Raw genomic sequence first — 21,151 nt, 5'->3', positions numbered from 1 at the left:
GGCTGAAATTGTAGAAAACGAAGGTAATAACGATATGACGATTAATGTAGGCCCAGCCATTCAGCAACTGACAGCCTTCACGGATGCTGGCAAGAAGCAGATCACGTTCGCCACGCGTGTGGCGTTGACGCGCACGGCCCAGCTGGCGAGCGCGAGCCTCAAGCACGAGATGCGCGACATTTTCCGCAGCCCAACGCCTTACACCTTGTCGAGCCTGTTCGTGCGGCCGGCTACCGCGAAGAACCTCACTGCCGAAGTCAAGTTGAAGGACTTCGCCGCCAAGGCCACGCCAGCAGCCACCTACCTGGCGCCGCAGATCAAGGGCGGCACACGGCCAATGAAACGCTTCGAGCGCGCCATGCAGTCGGTGGGCGCGTTGCCACCTGGCTACCGCATCGTGCCAGGCGCCGGTGCCAAGATGGACAGCTACGGCAATATGAACCGGGGCCAGATCGTGCAGATCCTGGCCTATTTCCGATCATTCCCCGAGGCTGGCTACAAGGCCAACATGACAGCGGGCGGGCGCACCAAGTTGGCACTGGGCACGAAGAAGCGCGCAGGCTTCCGCTACTTCGTTGGCCGGCCAGGTGACCGTGGGGCGCTGGGCGTGTACCAAAGCCTGCGCGGCGGCGGCCCCGGCTCACTCAAGCCGGTGATGATCTTCGTCCGCTGGGCCAGCTACCACAAGAACTTTGACTTCACGTACGTGGTCGAGAAGACGGTCGAGAAAGAGTTTGGCGGCCAGTTCGCGCGCGCCTATGCCGAAGCGATGCGGACTGCAAGGTGATGCTTACAACAACATCAAATGAGAATCAATATCAAATGAGAATAATTCTCAAAAGGTACTCCGGCGAGGGGGCTTGCAAGGGTAATTCGAACCCCCTTTTTTCGCTAGTCAGGGATGTTTTGCAAGGGGGTTGTGTTGTCTGATTTGTCTATGCCAATGACGCAAGCTGCCTTCGGCGCGCTGGTCGGCGTAAGCCAGCAGGCCGTCGGTAATCTCGCAGGGCGCGGCGTGCTCGATTCGAGCATGTCCGGCCAGCAGATGCTGCACGCCTACTGCTCCCATCTGCGCGAAACAGCCGCTGGCCGCTCGTCCGGTGGAGACCTCGACCTGGTGGCTGAGCGCGCCATGCTGGCCAAGGTGCAGCGCGAGCGCATCGAAATGCAAAACGGCGTGACGCGCGGCGAGCTGGCGCCGGTGGTGCTGATCGAAGAGGTGCTGTCGAAGGCCGGTGCGCGTATCGGCGGTTTGTTCGATGCCATCCCCGGCGCCGTCAAGCGCCGCGTGCCGTCGCTTTCGTCGGACGAGATCGGCAACATCGAAAAAGAGATCGCCAAGGTCCGGAACATCGTCGCCAACATATCGCTGGCCGACCTGCGCGACGACGACGAAGAAGAAGATGGTGTGGCGCCCGAGCACCAGGTGATCGAGGGCCAGGGCGAATGAGCGATCTGGCCGAAGTCCTCAACTGGCGCTCGCCCGAATTGTCCGCCTGCCTGACGCGCGGGCTGAGTACCTTCGGCGTACCTGATCCAATGACGCTGGACGAATGGGCGGGCAAGCACTTCTACCTGTCGAAAGAGTCGTCGTACGTCGAGCAGGCCTGGGAGGCGTGGCCGTTCCAGCGCGCCATTATGGCCTGCATCAGTAATGACGACATCGGCGAAGTCGATTTCATGAAGTCGGCCCGGGTCGGCTACACCAAGATGCTGCTGGCTGCCATCGCTTACTTCATCGAGCACAAACGCCGCAATCAGGCGCTGTGGCAGCCGACCGACGGCGACAGCGACGAATTCGTCAAGACCGAACTGGAACCGATGCTGCGCGACGTGAAAGCGATGCGTAAAGCGTTCCCGGCGCACATGTCGCGCCACAAGGACAACACGCTGCAGCAAAAGAAATTCCTCGGCTGCATGCTGCACACGCGTGGCGGTAAGGCGGCGCGCAGCTATCGCCGTATTTCCGTCGACAATGCGCTGCTGGACGAGCTGGACGCCTTCGATGGCGACGTCGAAAAAGAAGGCGACCCCATCACCTTGGCGGCCAAGCGCGTCGAAGGTGCCACCTTCCCGAAACTGGTGGCCGGCTCAACGCCTGGCTTGAAAGGCTTCTCGTTGATCGAGGCCCGCTTCATCCTGGCCGATGCGCGCTTCCAGTTCGCCATACCGTGCCCCGACTGCGGCGAATTTCACGCGCTGACCTGGGGCGGCAAGGACGAGACACACGGCTTTAAATGGCTCGATAACGATCCGGGCAGTGTGCGCCACCTGTGCCCGCACTGCAGTTCGATGATCGACCAGGGGCAATACCTGGCGGCGGCGCCCGCCGGCCGCTGGCAAAACGACGACGCCAGCGTCACCATCGACCACGCCGGCGTCTTCCGCAACGCCAGCGGCGCCGTGATCAGCGCGCTGCGCCACATTGCCTTCCACGTCTGGACCGCCTACAGCCCGCTGGTCACTTGGGCCAAGCTGGTGCGCGAATTCATGGCCGCGCACAACAAGGCGCAGGAAGGCGATATCACATCGCTCAAGACCTTCACCAACACCACCTTGGGCCGCACCTGGGAGCTGGACGTCGAAAAAACCGACTCCGAACAGCTGAAGCAGCGGGCCGAGCCGTACAAGCTGACCGAAGTGCCGCACGGCTGCGTGCGCCTACTGGCCGGCGCCGACACCCAGCCAAACCGGATCGAGATCGCAGCCTGGGGCTATGGCCGCGGCTGCCAGACCTGGCTGATCGACTATCGCATTTTCTACGGCAATCCGGACGAAGATGCAGTGTGGGCCGACGTCGCCGAGTATTTGTTCGAAACCAAATTTCGCCACGCCAGCGGCCAGGAACTGAAAATTTACGGCACCGCCATCGACAGCGGCGGCCACAACACGCACGCCGTGTACGCATTTTGCGCCGCCAATGCCGCGCGCCGCGTGTTCGCCGTCAAGGGCCGCTCGGGCAAGGAAAAGCACATCAAGGACGGCGCCACCAAGGTCGATATCGACTGGCGCGGCCGCATCCGCAAGCATGGCGCGCTGCTGTGGCAGGTCGGCACCAACTTGGCCAAAGACCTGATTTACGGGCGCCTGCAGATCACCAGGCCGGGCCCTGGCTACATCCATTTTTCGAAGGAGTTGCCCGATGAATTTTTCAAGCAAATGGCCGGTGAAATCCGTGCTGAGCGAATTACCGCCGGCGGAACGGAATCGCGCTGGTCGGCGATACGCAAGCGCGTCGAGGCGTGGGACTGCACCGTCTATGCCGTATGGCTGGAGACGCATTTCGAGCTGGCGAAAAAAACGGCAAAATTTTGGGATCAACTGGAGGAAGAAGTGCAGCCATCGATGGCCGACCTGTTCAGTGCACCTTTGAACATTGCCGAGCCGGCCGCGACCAATCGCGTGGCCGAACCACAAAAAATAATGGCGCCGGCGAAACTGGCGGCGCCAACACAACAGCGTAGCGGCAACCGCTTCGCTTCAGACAACTGGTTAAAAAGAGGATTTTAATAATGTATTACCACAAAAATGACATCATCGGCTCCATGCTTCATCAGCTGCGCGACGTGCTCGGCGCCGAAGTAATCACCACCGACGTGCGCCGCGCACTGGAGGAAAAGCTGCGCATCGAATGGGGTGGCCAGGATGTCTATGTCAAAAAGATCGGCAACCTCGCCAATGCCCGCGACGAGGCCATTCGTCGCCAATACAACATGTGCAATCGCCGCGAGCTGATGGAAGAATATGGCTTGAGCCGTGGGCACTTCTACAGAATCGTCAGGGGCGCATGAAAAAATAATTGAAGCAGTCTCATTTTTTCCCTAGAAATGAGACAGCGCCGTCGCTAACGTTGGGCATTCACCTGAAGGAATGCCCAATGACCATCGCCACCGACATGCTCGCCAAATACCTTGCCGCCGAATCTGCGGTGCTGGAAGGGAAAGAAGTTTCTCTTGGCGACCGCAAGCTGCGCATGGAAGACCTGGCCAGCATCACCGCCGGCCGAAAAGAATGGGAGCGCCGCGTGCAGCAGGAAGCTGCCGCCATCGTCAAGGCACCCAGCATCGGCGGCATGAGCTACTCGCTTGCCAGCTTCCGGGGGCAATAATGGCCCAGTCCGTAGACATCCCATTTAATTCCTTTGATCGCCTGCTGGCCTATTTTTCACCGGCCACCGGCTTGCGCCGCATGCAGGCGCGCAAGGTGCTGAGCCAATACGAGGCGGCCAAGCCATCGCGCTTGCGCAAGATGGTCAAAGATGCCCTGTCGCCGAATGCGGTAGTGCAGCACGGTGCCACTACCGTGCGCGCGTTGGCGCGCAACCTGGTGGAGAACCATGATATTGCCCGTGGCGCACTGGGTGTTCTGGTCAATAACGTCATCGGCCCGAATGGCATCGGCATCGAGCCGCAGCCTCGCCGCTTGGACGGCACCATTCACGAAGAATATGCAAAAGCGCTGCGCGACGCCTGGCGCGACTGGCAGTTGATTCCGGAGGTGACCCACCGTCACCATTTCAGCAAGGTGCAGCGCCTGGTGGCCAGTACCTGGCTGCGCGACGGCGAATGCTTCTCGCAGCGCCTGATCGGGCCGGTGCCAGGCCTTGATCACGGTACCCGTGTGCCGTACTCGCTGGAGTTGATCGAGGCGGACCTGATTCCCATGGATTACCACGACATCGGCCGCAACATCCAGCAAGGTATCGAGCGCAACGCCTGGGGCCGGCCGACCGGCTATTACACCTACAAGGAATTCCCCAACGGTGGCACCTGGAGCAAACACAATACCGAAATGAAGCGCATCGATGTATCGCGCATGCACCACATCGCCATGGTCGACCGCATCGGCCAGATGCGCGGCGTCTCCGTCTTCGCCAGCGTCATCACGCGCCTGGAAGATATCAAGGATTACGAAGAAAGCGAACGCATCGCCGCGAAAGTGGCGGCCTCCCTGACTGCCTACGTTAAAAAAGGCGACCCCAGCACCTACGGAGACCCTAACGCAACTGGCCCGAACGGTGAGCCTGGCCCGCGTGAGCTCAACATGGCGCCCGGCATGATCATCGACAGCCTGCTGGCCGGCGAAGAAATCGGCATGATCGATTCAAACCGCCCCAACCCGAACTTGATCACCTTCCGCCAGGGCCAGCTGCGCGCCGTCTCGGCCGGCATCCAGGCCAGCTATTCCAGCGTTGCGCGCGACTATACCGGCACCTATTCCGGTCAGCGCCAGGAGCTGGTCGAACAATGGATCAATTACGCCGTGCTGACGGACGAATTTGTTGGTCAATACCTGCAGCCGACCTGGATCGATTTCGTCAACGTCGCCAACCTGTCCGGCGTGGTGCGCACGCCGAAAGACGTCGACCCGGCCAGCGTGGACGACGCCCTGTTCGTCGGTCAGTCCATGCCATGGATCGACCCGCTGAAAGAGGCGCTGGCCTGGCACACCCTGGTGCAGGACGGCTTTGCCAGCGAGGTGGAAGTGATCCGCAAGCGCGGCGCCAACCCGCGCGACGTGCAGGAACAAATCGCTGCGCACCGCGCTGCGGCCCAGGAAAAAGGCCTGGTCTTCAAGTCCGATTACGCCAATGAGCAAAAAAATCCACCCGTCGCGGGCGATGAAGCGCCGCCGAAAAACGGGGCGGAAACGAGCTAAAAAAATATATTTAATGGTGTCTCATTTTTTCCCTAGAAATGAGACACCGTTAAAAAGACACTGTCTGCATCGACCAAGGAAAACAGCATGCCTACCCCGAATACAGCGCCAACCCAAGCCGCAAACTGGTACACCATCCGCCCCAGCGCACGGGCCGGCGCAAGCGCGTCGGCATCCTCGGCCGAAATCCTGATTTACGGCGATATCGGCGAAAGCTGGTATGGCGACACCATCGCTGCCAAGGATTTCGTGCGCGATGTGGCCGCCCTCGATGTCGAGCACCTGACCGTGCGCATCAACAGCTACGGCGGCTCGGTCACCGACGGCATTGCCATCCATAACGCACTCAAACGCCACAAGGCGCACGTCACCACCATCATCGACAGCATCGCAGCCTCGATCGCCAGCCTGATTGCAGTTGCCGGCGACACCGTGCAGATGGCTGAAAACGCCGCCCTGATGATCCATGCGCCATGGGGCTGGCAGCAGGGTAACAGCGTTGCCATGCGCGAATACGCCGACATGCTCGATACCTGGTCGGAAGCCATGTCCACCAGCTACGCCAGCAAGACTGGTGGCGACCGCGCCGACATCCTGGCACTGCTGACCGACGGCAAGGACCATTGGTATACCGCCGAACAGGCGCTGGCCGCCAACCTGGTTGACGTCACTGTTTCTGCGCTGCCGGTTGCCGCGTCGGCCAGCCTGGCCCTTTCGGTCAAGGCCCGTTTTGCCTCATTCACTTTGCCACAAACCCCAGCGGCTGCCGCCGCGCCAACACCACCCATCACCACAAAGGAGCACCCTACCATGCCAGGAACTAACGCCCCGGCCGCTGCGGCACCCAACCCAGCAGCACCTGTATTGACGCACGCCCAAATCGTCGCCGCCGCCCTCGAAGCGGACAAGGCCCGCCGCACCGATATCGGCGCGGCATTTGCCAAATTCAGCACCGTTGCTGGCGTCCCCGCGCTGCAAGCGGCGTGCGCCGACGATCAGCAGTGCAGCTTGGAGCACGCCAATACCAAGTTGCTGGCGCACCTGGCGCAAGGCGCCACGCCGGTGGCCGGCACGCACATCGTCACCCTCGAAGATTCACGCGACAAGTTCCGCGCCGGTGCCGCCGCCTCGATCATGGCACGCGGCAAGCTGGCCAAGGACGAGGCCAACAACAACTATCGCAGCTTCACCTTGCTCGATATCGCCCGTGAAAGCCTGGTCCACGCCGGTTTCAAAACCACCGGCATGGACAAAATGGGCCTGATTTCTGCCGCCTTCACACACACTGGCAGCGATTTCCCGCTGTTGCTGGCCAACGTTGCCAACAAGGCGATGCTGAAAGGCTATGAAGAAGCGGAAGAAACCTTCCAGCTGTGGACCGCCAAAGGCACGCTGGGCGACTTCAAACCGGGCAAGCGCGTCGACCTGAACATGTTCCCGGCCCTTGCGCAGGTGCAGGATGGCGGCGAATACAGCTACGCCACCATCGGTGAGCGCGGCGAGACCGTGCAACTGGCCACTTACGGCAAGATGTTTTCGATCACCCGTCACGGCATCATCAACGACGACCTGGACTCGTTCGTCAAGATCCCGCAGCGCATGGGGCGTGCGGCTATTCGCACGGTCGGCGACCTGGTGTATGCCATCCTGACCGGCAACCCGGCCATGTCCGATGGTGTGGCGCTGTTCCACGCCGACCATAAAAATCTGTTGGCCGCTGCAGGCATCAGCACCGCCGGCGTCGATGCCATGCGCGTCGCCATGGGCCTGCAAAAAGAAGGCGCATCCACGCTCGGTATCCGCATGGCGCATCTGTTGGTGCCGCTGGCACTGGAAGGTACCGCCAACGTCGTGCGCGACAGCGAATATGAAGTGGGCGCCGCCGCCAAGAACAACACAGTCCCCAACTCCGTGCGCGGCACCTTTGACGTGATCGCCGAATCGCGCCTGGACGCCAATTCCTCGGCGGCCTGGTACAGCACCGCCAACGCCGGCGTGCATGACACTGTGGAAGTGAGCTATCTGGACGGCAATGAAGCGCCGACCCTGGAGCAGCAAAACGGCTGGAATGTCGATGGCGTGGAATTCAAGGTGCGCCTGGACGCCGGCGTGAAAGCGCTCGATTTCCGCACCATGACCAAAAACCCCGGCCAATAAGCCGCCAACCTGACAAGTGCCGCTGCGGCGGCACGTCCCCCATTTCATAGGAGCCACCATGGCCAAGAACTACATTCAGGAAGGCGACATCCTGGCGTACACCGCCGGCGCCACCGCCATTCCATCCGGCGCGGTCGTGCTGATGGGCAAACGCATCGGCATCTCGCAGGCCGATATTCCAGCGATGGGTAGCGGTAGCGTCTCAGTCACCGACGTTTGGGCCCTCGCGAAGCTGGGCACCGACGTCGTCGGCCAGGGCGATCTGCTGTACTGGGATGCTGCCAATAATCGCCTGACTACCACCGCTGCCGGCAACACGGCGGCTGGCTTCGCTGCGGCGCCAGCCGGTGCGGGCGTCGCCACGGTCAACATCAAGATCAACGCCTGATGTTCGACGTCCTGGAAGCGCGCATGAACTGCACGGCGCATAAAAAACTGGCCAATGCGATGGCCACCATCGGCGCCAATGCGGTGCCGGTGATTTTTGACGCCGAATACTCGGCCGCGACGGTGGGCGCCGCGCGCATGGGTGCCACCTCGCCGCAAATGCAGATCATGAACGCTGACGTGCCGGACGATTTCGCCGGCAGCATCATCCAGATTACCGTTGGCAGCCAGGCGCAAGCCGTGGCCTGGCGGGTTGCAGAGCGCCAGCCGGATGGCGAACAGCCGACTGGCATCACTTTGGTCTACCTGGAGCAGCCATGAGCAGCGCGCAATTTGGCGTCGTCAGCGCCATTCTCGACCAGTTGCAAGTCGCGCCCGCGCTGGCGGCTGGCCGCATCCATCGTTCGCGAACCCGCGCCATCGGGGTTGACCAGCCCAGCGCCATCGTCGTGCGCATCGAGCGCAGCACCTCCACCCTGGCAGACGTCATCGGCGGTCCCACTACCTGGGCCACCCTGGTCAACGTGGAGTGCTATGCGCGCGCTACCGGCGCCGAGCCGGATATTGCTGCCGACGCGCTGCTGGTGGAAGTCTTTGAGCGCCTGGCGCTGGCGCCAACCCTGAACGGCGCCGTCATGTCGTTCGAGCCGCTTCCTGGCGACACCTTGTCGTGGGAAGTGGACGAACTTGATTCAAAAATTGCCTGCATTACCGCCAAATTCATCGTGATGCACAAAACCAAAGGAAGGAAATTGACTTGATGGATGCCAAAACATTAACGCAGGCCGCCGCACCAGTGCCGGCCGTGCCCGCGCCAATCCGGCATGCCGACCCAAAAACGGGCGGTAGCTACACCCGCAATCTCGTCACCGGCGCTCTTGTCAAGAACGCAGCACCGGCCGCACAACCAAAACAGGAGTAAGTCATGTCGCGCCTCATTCGCAATACGGCGATCCTCGCCAAAACAGAGCCCGTGTACGGCACCGACGCCGTGCCCACTGGTGCGGCCAATGCCCTGCTGGTCAGTAACCTCAGTATTAATCCGCTGAACGCGCAAAACGTCGACCGCAACAATATCCGACCCTTCCTCGGTGGCGACGAGCAGCTGGTCGGCAGCCGCCACGTCGAAATGGGCTTTGACGTCGAACTGGTCGGCGCCGGCACGCTGGGCGATGCCCCCGCGTGGGGCCCGCTGCTGCGCGCCTGCGGCTTTGCCGAGGTAATCACCGCAGGCGTGCGCGTGGACTATGTGCCAATTTCGACCGGATTTGAATCGGTCAGCATTTACTGGTACGACGATGGCGTGCTGCACAAGGGGCTGGGTGGGCGCGGCACTGCCTCGCTCAAGCTCAGCGTCGGCGAAAAGCCGGTTATCTCTTGCAAATTCGTCTGTCTTTACGGCGGCATTGCCGTGGCCGCAGCGCCAACCGCAGACCTGGAAGAGTGGCAAATCCCGGAAATCGTCCTCGATGCCAATTCCGGCAGCCTGGTCTGGGGCGCTACGCATGCGATCGCCACGGCCCCTGCACTGGTTGGCGGCGACCTCTACCCCAGCCAGGGCCTGACCATTGAACTCGGCATTTCTACGCCGTTTCAGTCGTTGCTGGGTGGCGAATCGGTGCCGATCACCGAGCGCAAAGTGACTGGCGCCGTCAAGCTCGAACTGACGGCAGCGCAGGAAGTTGCCGCCATGGCCGCCGTGCTGGCCACTGCCAAAACCAGTCTCGGCATGATCCACGGAACAGTCGCAGGCAGCCGTGTTGCCGTGTTCATGCCCGGTGTGCAGCGTATCGAACCGACCAAGGAAGACCTCAACGGCACCCGCATGATTGGCTACAAGCTGCTGGTCAACCCAGTCGTCGGCAACGACGAAATCCGCATCGTTACCAGTTTTTAAACCCCGGGGCCACCGCGCCCCGTTATCAGGAAATACATCATGACCAAAAAATACAAAATCGTTGTTGGCAATACCGTAGCGGTGCTGGTGTCCGGCTCCCATACCAATGAGGGTGGTAAGGCCATTCCCTTCAAATTCACCTTGATCTGCAAGCGCCTGGATGCTGCCGACCTGAAGGATGCCCTGGCTGGCGGCGAAACCCAGGTGGACGAGTTTGTCACCAATGTGGCCACCGGCTGGCGCGATCAGCGCCTGGTGCTGGAAGACGACGACACGCCTGCGGATTTCTGCGATGACGCCCTGGCGGCGCTGCTCAATATCAGCGGCCTGGGCATGCTGTGCTTCGCCGCCTACATGAAAGAGGCTGGCGCCAAGGCAAAAAACTAAGTCAGGTCGCGCGCCATGTGGCGCTCGGCCTGGTTGAGTCGGAAGAAGACGAACAGCAACGGCGCGAATCGACCGCAGATGCAGCGGCAGCGATAGGTCTGCGGATTCGGCGGGCGCCTGTCGTCTGCGACGAGCTTCATTTGTGGCCTGAGAACGTGCCCAGCTGGAACCTGTTCCAGGCCATGAGCACGCAGTGGATGGTCGGCATGGCCGGCGCAACCGGCCTGTCGTACCCAGGCGTGGAAGTTGTCATGCGCAAGTGTCGCGTCAAGCGCTGCGACGAAGAACGTGTTTTTCATGAAATTCAATGTATGGAGCGGGCGACCTTGAGCGCCTGGAGAGAGAAAACCGATGGCAAATGAATCACGCGTAATCATTACTGCCGACTCGGCCCAGGCGATCCGGGAATTCAATCGCCTCCGCACGCAGTCAACATCTTCTCTTCGCGATATTGCATCGTACAGCGACAAGGTCGGCGCTGCTCTTGGCGCAATTGGTCTCGGTACGGGCTTGGCCGCCATCGTTAGCATGAGCGACGAATATGCGAAATTCACCGCCCAGCTGCGTCTGGCGACAGTGTCGCAAAACGAATACAACGCCGCCTACGCTGATGTGAAGCGCATTGCCAACGCCTCGCAGCAGGCGATGGCCGCCACCGGCACGCTGTATGCGCGCATTGCCAACGGCACGCGTGAACTGGGCACGACGCAAAAGCAGGTTGCCGAAATAACCGAAACCGTCAACATGGCGCTGAAGGTTTCCGGCGCCACGGCGACGGAATCTGCATCGGCCCAGCTGCAGTTGTCGCAGGCCTTCGCCTCCGGCACCTTGCGCGGCGAGGAGTTCAATGCCGTCAACGAGGCTGCACCGCGGTTGATGAAGGCCCTGGCTGATGGCATGGGCTTGCCGATTGGCGCCTTGAAGGGCATGGCGGGCGAAGGGAAAATCACTTCCAAGATCATGGCCGAGGTCTTGCCAAACGCCCTTGCCGCACTTCGTGAAGAAGGCAAGAAAGTGGCCACGATCGGTGGTGCTTTTACCGTCCTGAAGAATGAATTCATGGAATTCACGGCCATCAAGGCGCAGGCGAACGGCACGGTGAATATTTTAACTACCAGCATAAAATTACTTTCAGACAACATCAATGTGCTGTTTGCTGTCACGGCTGGATTGTTGACGCTGAAATTGGCGGGGTATTTCTTCACGGGCGTTGCTGCCGTTCAGGCCTATTTCGCTGCCAATGCCGAGCTAGCCGCCTTGCTGGTGATCGAGAGGGCGGCGTTGATTTCAAAGGCGGAGGCGCTGGTGGCCAGCACCACTGCCGTGGCTGCTTCCACCTCGGCAAAATTGGTCGAGACGCAGGCGACATTGGCTGGGCTGGTGGCGCAAAAAACCGCCTTGGTGGCGGCGCGCGAGATGGTATTTGCCCAGTATAGTCAGGCCAAGGCAAATATTGCATCCGCCGAAGCGGCCATCGCCGCAGCATCGTCCGCGGGAGCGCTCAGCTTTGCATTGCGCGTGGTGCGTGCCTCAACGTTGGATTTGGCCGTGGCCGAGCAGGCGCGCACCGTAGCACTGGCTGAACTCACAGCGTCGAGCATCGCGCTGGGACGCGTCTCGGCCGGATTAACGACCGCTACAGCGTCGGTCACCGCCGCGCAGGCTGCCGACACGGCCGCCACAAGCGCCCGCACCGCAGCAACGGTGGGTCTGAATGGCGCCATCGGTCGTACCGTAGTCACTGCAGGCCTGGCCTCCAAGGCGCTTGGTTTTCTCGGTGGACCGATCGGCATCATTACTACGCTGCTAAGTGTGGGGGCTGCAGCTTGGGTGCTGTGGGGTAGCAAAGGTAGCGAGGCTGAAAAAGCCGTTACCGCGACGCTGGCCAGCGAAATTGATGAGTATTTGGAGAATTTGAACAAGCAAATTGAGAAATTGAAAGAGCGTAACGAGCTTGCTGGGAAAAAAATGATAACCGGTGCAGCTCCAGTTACCGAAAATGAAAAGAACCGCGAAAAAATCCTGGCCGAAATTAACTCGATTGGGAAGCAAGTCGATTTAGATAGCGCCGCTAAAAATGCGTTGATGGCACTTTGGGGTGGGAAGTTGAATAAGCTGGACGTCGACGCGAAAACTTTTGACACTGTGCAAGCAAAAAATAAAGCATTCACGCGTGATGCAGATATCAAGACTTGGTTGGGAGAAAACGGCAGTGCCGCGCAGAAGATGGCAGCCGAACTGGATGAGCTCAAAAAGAAATTTGGGGAGCTAACTCCGGAAGTGGAAAAGATCGTCCGCGCCAAATACGAAGATAAAGGTACCGCTGCAGCGCTCAAAAAAGAGCAATCCGCATATGAGAGTCTGATTGCCTCCATTCGGACCAAGGCCGCCGAAAACACGCTGGAGGCAAAGACCGATCAGAATGCGACCGAAAGCCAGAAAATGCGCATCAAGCTTGATGAGGTGCTTGGCACCGGCAAGCGGGCATTGTCCGTCGCACACCGCCAACTGGCGAAAGACGCGATTGCCGATTTGGCAGCTTCCGAGGCAGCATTGAAAGCGCGTGAGCAAGAGAAAGACGTGCAAGACTCCTTGCTTGAAAGCACCACCGCGCGCGGCGCATCGACTGCCGCGCTGGCTGCCGAATATGCCATGTACGGCAAATCCAGTGACGCCCGCGCCATCGAAATGATCGCCGTCAAGGCTCAGGCCGACCAGGAAAAGTTCCTGCTCGATGCCAAAATCAAAGGCAAGATCGTCACAGAAGACCAGATCGCGCGTCTCACGGCCGAAAAAGACGCACGCGTGCTGGTCGAACAGGCCACGCTGGCGCAGACCACGGCATTGAACTACGCAGCCGGGCTGAAGGTCGACAATCAAAAATTCGCCGCCGAATCTATCGCTGACCCAAAGGCCCGCGCCGATGCGCTGCTGAAGATCGACGCCGATGTGTGGCGCGAACGCATTACCTTGGCTGGCGCCGGCACCGATGCGCAAAAGGCGTTGCAAACTGAATTCAATACCTGGTACGCGAACCAGTCGACCAAGGTCTTGCTCGACGTTGATGTCACGCGCGCCACGGAAGTGCTGAAAATCCTGGAATCGATCGATGCTGCAGCACGCTCCGCTGCCAGCGGCATGGCCGACTCGTTCGGCTCGGTTGGCGAGGCTATTGGCGGCCTGACGACGGCATTGTCTGGCTATGCCGTGCAGCAACAGGCTATCGCAGCGCAGCTGACGGCAGCAACCAGTGATGCCAAAGGTGATCCGACCAAGATCGACAAGGCTAAGGCAGCGGCTGCACAACAAAGTGCGCAAGCTCAAGTCAAATCCTACGGCGACATGGCCGGCGCGGCGAAAGGATTTTTCAAGGAAAACACCGCCGGCTACAAGGTGATGCAGACCACTGAGAAAGCCTTCCGTGCCTACGAAATGGCGATGGCTGTCGAGTCGATGATCAAGAAGATATTCTTCAAAGAAACGGAAGTCGCCGCCAACCTGACGCTGAACGGCGCCAAGCTGACCGGTGAGGCGGCCGCCAGCGCTGCATCTAAGGGCCTGGCCGCAACCGAAGCCAGCGCCTGGGGTATTACAGCCGTCGTCAAGGCACTTGCATCGCTGCCGTTCCCCTGGAACCTGGCCGCCGGTGCTGCCACGCTGGCCGCTGTCGTCGCCATCGGCGCCACGATGATGGGCGGCGCAGGCGGGGGCAGCGTCAGCGTGTCCGAACAACGCCAGGCCGCCAACGGCACCGGCTCGGTGCTGGGCGACTCGTCCGCAAAATCGGAATCCATCGCGCACTCGCTGGCCATCATGGAGAAAAACTCCGGCCTGGGCCTGGCCTATTCCTCATCGATGGTCGTGTCGCTCAAGCAGATCGTGAGCGGCATCGGCGGGCTTGGCAGCCTGCTGGTGCAGTCCGATACGCTGACCACCTCACTGGCCACCCAGGGTAGTTCCAGCGGCTGGCTCGGCAGTGTTGTCAGCAGCATCTTTGGCGGCAAGACGACCGTGCAGGACGCCGGCATTGTCACGGGCAAGACCAATCTGGGCGCCCTGGACACCTCTGGCCTGAATGTCAGCTCGTATGTCGACACCAAAAAGAGCGGCGGCTGGTTCTCCAGCGACAAGTACAACACCGCGCTGACCGGCCTGGGAGCTGAAACCAGTGCCCAGTTCACCAAGATCATCCTTGGCCTGCGCACGACCGTCCTCGGCGCGGCGGACATGCTGGGCTTGGGCGGTGACGCCTTTACTGCCCAGTTGAACACCTTCGTGGTCGACCTGGGCAAGATTAGCCTGAAAGACCTGAAGGGCGACGAGCTGCAGGCGGCGCTGGAAACGGCATTCTCGAAGGCTGGCGACGACATGGCGCGCTACGGCGTGGCTGGCCTGGAGCAATACCAGGCAGTGGGCGAGGGCTACCTAGAAACGCTGGCGCGTGTGGCCAATGACTACATGCAGGTGTCGGATGTGCTGGCCGTACTGGGCAAATCGTTCAACGTCACTGGCCTGGGCGCGGTGGCGCTCAGCGAAAGCCTGATCACTGCAGCAGGCGACATCGAGGCATTGACCAGTGGCACCAACTTCTTTGTGCAGAACTTCCTGAGCGAAGCCGAGCAAATGGCGCCGATCACCGCTTCGGTGAAGAGTGCCATGGCGGCGTTGGGCCAGTCCGGCGTGACCACTGCCGACCAATTCAAGTCCCTGGTACTGGCGCAGGACCTGAACACGGCTGCTGGCCAGTCCATGTATGCGCAGCTGATCGCCATCGCCGAGCCGTTCAAGAAGGCCGCTGATTACGCGGCCGAGCTGGCGACCGCCACCGGTGACTTGGCTGCAGTGACCAAAACAGCCAGCGAAATCGCCAGCGAGCGCAAGGACTTGCTGCAGCAGCTGAACGAGTTGACGAAAAGCGAAACCGAACTGCTGGCCATCCAGCGCGCCGGTATCGCCGACGTCAACAAGGCGTTGTTCGACCAGGTGCAGGCGGCCAAGGCTGTGGTATCGGCCAAGGATGCGTTGTCCAAAGCCTACGACACTGAGGCGGCAGCGGCCAAGACGGCGCTGGAGAAATCCAAATCGTGGGTGACCACCTTGAACAGCCTGAACGCCAGTTTCGCCCTGGGCAGCCAGTCGACCCTGACGCCAGAGCAGAAATACGCCGAGGCGCGTGCCCAGTTCGAGAAAACCCTGTCCGCCGCCAATGCTGGCGACACGACGGCGCAGGCTGGCCTGTCCGCAGCTGAGCAGGCATTCCTGACCGCCTCGCAGGTGGTCAACGCGTCGGATGCCAAATACGCCGCAGATTACGCCCGCGTGATGGCGGCCAACGACGAGGCAGCGAAATGGGCCGGTATGCAGGTCGACGTGCAACAGGCCAGCCTGGATGCGCTCACAGCATCCGTGTCGGGTCTGATCACCATCAACGACAGCGTGCTGACGGTGGCGCAGGGCATTGCCAACCTGCAGGCGGCGATGGGTTTTGCCACCGGCTTGGGCGTGCAGTTCGACGGCTCCCATGCCAGCGGCCTGGCCAACGTGCCATTCGACGGCTACGCGGCCGAGCTGCACCGGGGTGAGGTGGTGGTGGACGCGCAGGCAGCGTCTGCCATGCGCCGCTACTTCGGCGGCTCGCCAAGCCAGGGCGGCGGCAACACGGACGCGCTGGTGGCGGAAATCAAGAGCCTGCGCGAAGAGGTTAAGGGGCTGCGCGCCGACCAAGGAAAACAAACGGGAGCCTTGGTCGCCAGCAACTTCGATGCGAACAAGCAGGCAGCGCAAGCTGTCGTTGCCGGCGTAGAGAAATCGGCCAAAACATCGACCTGGAAAAAAACGAGTGAAAAGGAGTTGGCGTATGACAACTGATGTGCAATTTTTAGAATGGCTGCAAAGCTCGTCGGCCGTGCGCATGGTGCTGATCGAGGCCCAGGTGAACGTGGACGGCAGCGAGGTGACGCGCTATATCGCCTCGCGGCCATACATCACCGGGCCGGGTGATGTGCCGGCCAACACGGAGTATCTGCCGCTGGCCACGGGCGGCCTGGCTTTCACGGAGCAGGTCAGCCTGACGGGCGAGGCGGGCTTGTCGGGCGGTGATATCGAGCTGGACAACGGCGATGGCGGCTTGGATAGCTGGCTGGGCGAGGTGTGGCGCAATCGTGCCATCCGCGCCTGGTCCGGCGACCCGAGCTGGCCGCGCGCGGATTTTCGCCTGGTGTTTGACGGCATTATCAGTGACGTAGCCAGCTCCAGCCGCGAAAGTATCAACCTGGTGCTGCGCGACAAATTGCAGCGCCTGAACGTGCCGATCACCGAGGCCAAGCTGGGCGGCACGACGCAGAATATGGACGCCATCTTGCCGATTCCGTTCGGCGAGTGTAGCAACGTGGTGCCGCTTCTCTCCGATACGAATTTGCTGTATCGGTTCGGCTGCCCAGTGGAGCGGGTGATGGGTGGCGACGAGTTCGGTCCGGAGGTGCGCTACAACGGCAAGCCCGTCTCGATCACTCCCGACCTAGCGGCTGGCAGCTTCCGCCTGCAACTAAATCCAAACGGCGCCACGGTGACGTGCAGCGTGCAGGGCGGCAACGTTGGCGGCTACGCGCCGCGCATCGCGCCGCTGGTGCAGCGCATCGCCACCGCCTACGGCACGGTCGCCGGGCGTTTCGCCCTGGCCGATCTGGATCTGGTCAACCTGGCCGCCTTCGACGCCGCCCACCCGCAAACGGTGGGCTTGTATATCTCCGACCGCACGAACCAGGCGCAGGCCATTCAACAGCTGGCTGCCAGCGTGGGCGCCCAGGCGTTGATGTCGCGCACTGGCAAGCTGCGCCTGGTGCAGATCGCGCTGCCTGGCATTGGCGTGCCCGTACAGATCGGGCCGGATCAGATGACGGGGGAGCTGCAGGGATTGCTGCACCCGGCCGAGCGCCTGGCGGTGGTGGCGGCCGTCAAAATCGCCTTCGACCGGAATTACACAGTGCAGCCCAGCCTGACCACATCCATCCCGCCAGTGCATGCCGACCTGTATGCCACCGAATGGCTGACGGAAACGGTGGTCGATGAGGCGGTACGCACGCGCTACCGCCTGACGGACGACCCCGCGCAGATCGAAACGTGCCTGAAAACCCGCGCCGACGCGCATGCCGAAGCAGCGCGGCGCCTGGCCCTGAACAGCGTGCCACGCACGATCTACGAATTTGACGGAGAACCCGAGATGATGATGCTGGAACTGGGGCAGGCCGTGACGCTGCGTGACGCGCGCTATGGCCTGCAGGATGGCAAGCCGGGGGTGGTGGTGCTGCTGGCGCGTTACTGGCTGACGGGCCGCGTGACCGTTGGGGTGCTGGTTTGAGCGCCGTGGTAGGTGAGCGCGACACGCTCATTATGAATACGGTACCGCGCTATGCGGCGCCGATAGACCGCGCGCTGAAGCTCACGCCCAGCGCCACTATGTTCGAGGTGTCGGTGGCCGGAGCACCGACGCCGACGGCGATCACATTCTCGGCCCTGATGCTGGGCGCCGTGGGCGAGATCACGTTTTCCAGTGTACCGCCCGTGCCGCTGACGGTGGCCAATGGCGACGCCGTGCTGAAATTTGAAGATATGACGGCCAGTATCGTCACAATCACGGCCACCACCGTGATTGACGGCCTGACCTATTACGACCGCCAGACGGTGTCCAAGCAACAGGCGCTGGACTTGACGCCGCCGCCGGCACCGACCGGCCTTGTAGCGACCGGCACGCCTGCAACGATTGTGCTGCACTGGGACGCGGCGCCTGGCAACTATAGCAACCTGTCGCACACGGAGATCTGGCGCGCGCAATCGAACAACTTTGCGATGGCCACGCTGGCTGGCCGCTCCGATGGCCGTGAATATATCGACCCCGTGGGGCCAGGTGCTACGCGTTGCTACTGGATTCGCTATGTGTCGCGCGCGGCGATCCCTGGCCCGTACAACGCCGGCAGCGGCACCATCGGCTCGTCCGACGCCGAGGTCGAGCACCTGCTGGGTGTGCTGACCGGGCAGATCACGCAGAGCCAACTGTATGCAGACTTGGGTGCGCGCATTAACCTGATCGACGGCCCAGCATCGACGGCGGGCAGTGTGGCGGCGCGCGTGGCGACAGAGGCGACGGCACGCACTCAAGCACTCGCGGCCGAGGCCCTGGCGCGGACAACTGGCATCACCGCAGAGCAGACCTCTCGCACCGATGCCGACGGTGCGCTGTCGACGCGCATTGATACCGTCGTGGCAGCCAACGGCTCCACCGCCGCAGCCGTTACCGCAGAACAGACAGCCAGAGCCAATGCCGACGGCGCCCTCGGAACCCGTATTGATACGGTTGTGGCAACCAGCAGTGGCAATACGGCCGCGATTACGGCCGAGCAAACCACCCGCGCCAACGCCGATAGCGCGCTGGGCGTGCGCGTCGATACCGTCGCGGCCACCACCGGCTCGAACACGGCGGCCATTACAGCCGAGCAGACAGCACGCGCCAATGCCGACGGCGCTCTATCTGGTCGTATCGATACGATTTCAGCCAGTGCAGGCGCCAATACGGCTGCCATCCAGGTGGAGGCGCAAACACGGGCCACGCAGACCGGCGATCTGTACGCACAGTACACGGTCAAGCAGGACGTCAACGGCTACGTCAGCGGCTACGGCCTGGCGACCACGGCGAACAACGCCACGCCGAGCTCGGCATTTGCCGTGCGTGCGGATGCGTTTTACATCGCTAGCCCATCTGGGCCGGGCGTGGCGCCATCGATGCCGTTCATCGTGCGCACCACCGAAATAGTGATCGATGGCGTCACCATCCCCATCGGTGTGTATATCGCCAACGCGTATATCCAGAACGCCTCGATCACCAACGCCAAAATCGGCGGGGATATCTGGTCGAGCAATTTCGTTGCGGGCTCGTCCGGATGGCGCCTGTATCGCAGTGGCGATATGGAAATCAACAATCTGCGCGCGCGTGGCTCCATTGCTGGTGGCGCATTTACTGGCTACGCATGGCCTGCGAACGGTGGCCTGGGGTATTTTCTGGGCGAAGCGGGGCTACTGCTTGGCAACCCCGGTACTGGGCGGTATTTTCAGATTAACGGCGAGGGGGATGTCGCCGCACCGGGATTTACCATCATCAACGGCAAGGCCACTTTTTCCGGCAACGTCGTCTCAGGCGCAGGAACTGGATTCCGCGTCGAAATGGGACCGGATGACCCGATCTATGCCATGTGGGCCGGCTCAGGCGCCAAGACCGATGCCAACGCTATTTTCTATTTGAAACGGGGTGGCTCCGGCTATTTCGGCGGTTCCCTGTCGGCAGGCGCGCTCAAAACTGCCGTGACCAATCCTGAAATCAATCCGAACGCGCAGCTGGTGGATGGCCCATTTGGCTCGAACGGTGGTGCTATCAACGTCGTTTGCAGCCTGTCATGGATATATGCCAGGGCCTCGACGCGAGATAAATATACAGCCGGTGCTGGCACAAATACCGCAACCATTACGCTGTACCGCACGATTGGCGGTGGTGCGGAACAAATGGTGCAGACCGGCACATTTAGTGGACCTACCGAAATCATTAACACTCTGGCCTCTGAGGAGAAATCGACCTGCCAGCAGTCCATTCAGGGGTCATTCACCTATATGGATACGGCTGCCAGCACGCTGAACCGCACATACCGCGCTGTCCTGTCGCTGACGATTCAGGCGATAACGGTTACGCCGCGCCCAGGTGGTACTGGCAGTGCCGATCAGGATAGTGTCTACCAGCGGCTCACCCTCATCACCACGGAATAACATGCCAAATCTTCGCATCCTCCACGACAACGCCGCCGACCGCGCCGTGCTCACCGCATCGAGCCAGGCCGGTGCGCTGGGGCCGGCCAACCTGCAGCGCGATAGCAAGAGCGCCGTGCTGCGCGCCACCGGCACGACGCAGACCATTACCGCCACCTGGCCGACGCAGGAGGTGGTTGCCTACGTGGCCATGTTCGACACCAACCTCACCAGCACCGCTCGCATGCGCGTGCGTGGCTATGCCCAGCCCGGCGATGCCGTGCCAGTGCTCGACACCGGCTGGACGATGCCGTGTCCTGAGGCGCCGCTGGGCAGTTACCCATTTGGCGAGATGCCGTTGGGCTGGAATGCCTACAAATGGGGCGGCGTGAACACCTGGGCGCGCGGCGGCGGGAGTAATTTGGTGAGCTGGTTTTCCGCCGTGCTGGTGCGTCAGATGGTTGTCGACGTGACCGGTATTGATACGCCGGAGGGCTACATTGAAATGTCGTGGCTGGTGGCGGGCAATTATTTTGCGCCCGAGTACAACGCATCATACGGTGCATCACTCCAGCTGCAGGACACCAGCGAAGCCTACCGCACCAGCGCCGGCTCCCCGAAAACGGCTGTTGGCACGACCAGCAAAAAACTCAGCATCAACCTAGAGCACCTGACACCACCGGACCGCGCGCGCCTGATGCATATCCTGCGCGAGTACGGTCCGATCAAGCCGCTGATGTTCAGCTTATTTCCCGAGAATGCTGACCCGTTGCTCGAACAGGACCACATGATTTACGGTCGGGTCACCAATCTGGGTGCGGTCAGTACCCCGTATTACGAAACCTATTCCGTACCACTAGAAATTGAAGGGATCTAAAA

At 61.3% G+C, this 21,151-nt stretch carries 18 protein-coding genes; all 18 read left to right on the top strand.

What is annotated here, in order from left to right:
- Nucleotides 1-34: 34 nt before the first annotated feature.
- The 18 genes from ACQ4W6_RS19605 to ACQ4W6_RS19520 all read left to right on the top strand — a co-directional run bounded on the left by ACQ4W6_RS19605 (nt 35) and on the right by ACQ4W6_RS19520 (nt 21,149).
- Nucleotides 35-787 (top strand): hypothetical protein, encoded by a 753-nt coding sequence (locus ACQ4W6_RS19605; protein ID WP_436568850.1) that lies wholly within the window; start codon nt 35-37, stop codon nt 785-787.
- Between the two features lie 150 nt (nt 788-937).
- On the top strand, nt 938-1,450 hold the full coding sequence (locus ACQ4W6_RS19600) for a terminase small subunit (protein ID WP_436568849.1): 513 nt from the start codon (nt 938-940) through the stop codon (nt 1,448-1,450).
- A complete protein-coding gene (locus ACQ4W6_RS19595; RefSeq protein ID WP_436568848.1) occupies nt 1,447-3,510 on the top strand; it encodes a phage terminase large subunit family protein in 2,064 nt (687 codons plus the stop codon). Before ACQ4W6_RS19600 ends, ACQ4W6_RS19595 begins: the two co-directional genes overlap by 4 nt.
- A gap of 2 nt (nt 3,511-3,512) precedes the next feature.
- Nucleotides 3,513-3,791, top strand: coding sequence for a Mor transcription activator family protein (locus tag ACQ4W6_RS19590; RefSeq protein ID WP_436568847.1), 279 nt, complete (start codon nt 3,513-3,515; stop codon nt 3,789-3,791).
- Between the two features lie 86 nt (nt 3,792-3,877).
- Nucleotides 3,878-4,108 (top strand): DUF6148 family protein, encoded by a 231-nt coding sequence (locus ACQ4W6_RS19585; RefSeq protein ID WP_436568846.1) that lies wholly within the window; start codon nt 3,878-3,880, stop codon nt 4,106-4,108.
- On the top strand, nt 4,108-5,658 hold the full coding sequence (locus ACQ4W6_RS19580; protein ID WP_436568845.1) for a phage portal protein: 1,551 nt from the start codon (nt 4,108-4,110) through the stop codon (nt 5,656-5,658). Before ACQ4W6_RS19585 ends, ACQ4W6_RS19580 begins: the two co-directional genes overlap by 1 nt.
- An 87-nt stretch (nt 5,659-5,745) precedes the next feature.
- Nucleotides 5,746-7,815 (top strand): ClpP-like prohead protease/major capsid protein fusion protein, encoded by a 2,070-nt coding sequence (locus tag ACQ4W6_RS19575; protein ID WP_436568844.1) that lies wholly within the window; start codon nt 5,746-5,748, stop codon nt 7,813-7,815.
- 58 nt (nt 7,816-7,873) lie between these two features.
- Complete coding sequence (locus tag ACQ4W6_RS19570; RefSeq protein WP_436568843.1) at nt 7,874-8,203, top strand: DUF2190 family protein; 330 nt, start codon at nt 7,874-7,876, stop codon at nt 8,201-8,203.
- Nucleotides 8,203-8,523, top strand: a complete 321-nt coding sequence (locus ACQ4W6_RS19565; protein ID WP_436568842.1) for a head-tail joining protein — start codon at nt 8,203-8,205, stop codon at nt 8,521-8,523. The genes ACQ4W6_RS19570 and ACQ4W6_RS19565 overlap by 1 nt, the downstream gene beginning before the upstream one ends.
- Nucleotides 8,520-8,963, top strand: coding sequence for a hypothetical protein (locus ACQ4W6_RS19560; RefSeq protein WP_436568841.1), 444 nt, complete (start codon nt 8,520-8,522; stop codon nt 8,961-8,963). Before ACQ4W6_RS19565 ends, ACQ4W6_RS19560 begins: the two co-directional genes overlap by 4 nt.
- Nucleotides 8,960-9,124 carry a hypothetical protein gene (locus ACQ4W6_RS19555; protein WP_436568840.1) on the top strand — a complete coding sequence of 55 codons (165 nt, stop codon included), beginning with the start codon at nt 8,960-8,962 and terminating at the stop codon, nt 9,122-9,124. The genes ACQ4W6_RS19560 and ACQ4W6_RS19555 overlap by 4 nt, the downstream gene beginning before the upstream one ends.
- A gap of 3 nt (nt 9,125-9,127) precedes the next feature.
- Entirely contained in the window at nt 9,128-10,099 is a 972-nt protein-coding gene (locus tag ACQ4W6_RS19550) for a phage tail tube protein (protein ID WP_436568839.1), read from the top strand.
- 39 nt (nt 10,100-10,138) lie between these two features.
- Nucleotides 10,139-10,486: a hypothetical protein gene (locus ACQ4W6_RS19545; RefSeq protein WP_436568838.1), complete on the top strand. Its 348-nt coding sequence runs from the start codon at nt 10,139-10,141 to the stop codon at nt 10,484-10,486.
- 182 nt (nt 10,487-10,668) lie between these two features.
- Complete coding sequence (locus tag ACQ4W6_RS19540) at nt 10,669-10,848, top strand: DUF1799 domain-containing protein (protein ID WP_436568947.1); 180 nt, start codon at nt 10,669-10,671, stop codon at nt 10,846-10,848.
- A 148-nt stretch (nt 10,849-10,996) separates the two neighbouring features.
- Entirely contained in the window at nt 10,997-16,354 is a 5,358-nt protein-coding gene (locus tag ACQ4W6_RS19535) for a tape measure protein (protein WP_436568837.1), read from the top strand.
- On the top strand, nt 16,344-17,843 hold the full coding sequence (locus ACQ4W6_RS19530; protein WP_436568836.1) for a hypothetical protein: 1,500 nt from the start codon (nt 16,344-16,346) through the stop codon (nt 17,841-17,843). Before ACQ4W6_RS19535 ends, ACQ4W6_RS19530 begins: the two co-directional genes overlap by 11 nt.
- A gap of 5 nt (nt 17,844-17,848) precedes the next feature.
- Nucleotides 17,849-20,293, top strand: coding sequence for a phage tail tip fiber protein (locus ACQ4W6_RS19525; RefSeq protein WP_436568946.1), 2,445 nt, complete (start codon nt 17,849-17,851; stop codon nt 20,291-20,293).
- A 1-nt stretch (nt 20,294) separates the two neighbouring features.
- Nucleotides 20,295-21,149 (top strand): hypothetical protein, encoded by an 855-nt coding sequence (locus tag ACQ4W6_RS19520; protein ID WP_436568835.1) that lies wholly within the window; start codon nt 20,295-20,297, stop codon nt 21,147-21,149.
- The last annotated feature ends 2 nt before the right edge of the window (nt 21,150-21,151 follow it).

The sequence above is a fragment of the Janthinobacterium woesei genome (assembly GCF_051380875.1).
Taxonomy (GTDB): Bacteria; Pseudomonadota; Gammaproteobacteria; order Burkholderiales; family Burkholderiaceae_D; genus Janthinobacterium.
The sequence above is the reverse complement of the archived record's forward strand: the minus strand, read 5'-3'. Positions and strand labels throughout refer to the sequence as shown.